This window comes from Streptomyces smyrnaeus (assembly GCF_017676345.1).
Taxonomy (GTDB): Bacteria; Actinomycetota; Actinomycetes; order Streptomycetales; family Streptomycetaceae; genus Streptomyces; species Streptomyces smyrnaeus.
The window spans coordinates 1-629 of sequence record NZ_JAFFZM010000062.1 but is presented as its reverse complement, the minus strand read 5'-3'; the positions used below and the strand labels follow the sequence as shown (position 1 = coordinate 629).

At 68.4% G+C, this 629-nt stretch carries 2 protein-coding genes; both read left to right on the top strand.

Annotated features, from left to right (window positions below; genetic code table 11):
* A partial coding sequence (locus tag JW613_RS35470; RefSeq protein ID WP_372448048.1) for an oligopeptide/dipeptide ABC transporter ATP-binding protein occupies positions 1–289 on the top strand: 289 nt, incomplete at its 5' end.
* Positions 279–629, top strand: a 351-nt coding sequence (locus JW613_RS35465) for an ATP-binding cassette domain-containing protein (RefSeq protein WP_209215312.1), incomplete at its 3' end; no start/stop codon positions are given. The genes JW613_RS35470 and JW613_RS35465, both read left to right, overlap by 11 nt.

Below are 629 nucleotides of genomic sequence, written 5' to 3'. Positions count from 1 at the left end.
CCGGATCGTGGAGACCGCACCGGTCAAGGAGTTGTACCGGGCTCCGGCGCATCCGTACACCAAGGGCCTGCTCGACTCAATCCCACGCCTGGACCAGAAGGGGCAGGAGCTCAACGTCATCCGCGGGATGCCGCCCAGCCTGCTGGAGATCCCGCCCGGCTGCGCCTACAACCCGCGCTGCCCCATGGCACGCGCCGTGTGCCGTACCGACGAGCCACCGCTGTACGAGGTCTCCGACGAGCGGCGCAGCGCCTGCCACTTCTGGAAGGAGATGTTCGATGCACCCTGACCACTCGGGGCGCAGGGAGGCCCGGGAGGAGGGCCGGGAGGCGCGGAAGCTGCTGGCGAGGTCGCACGCACAGAACGCGTACGCGGCGGGGGAGCCGATCCTGGAGGTGCGGGATCTGGTCAAGCACTTCCCGCTGACGCAGGGCATCCTCTTCAAGCGGCAGGTCGGGGCGGTCAAGGCCGTCGACGGCGTCTCCTTCGATCTGCACAAGGGCGAGACGCTGGGCATCGTGGGGGAGTCCGGCTGCGGCAAGTCCACGGTCGCCAAACTGATCACCCATCTCGAACAGCCCACCTCCGGCACCATCCGCTACAAGGGCAACGACGTCACCAAGGCCTCC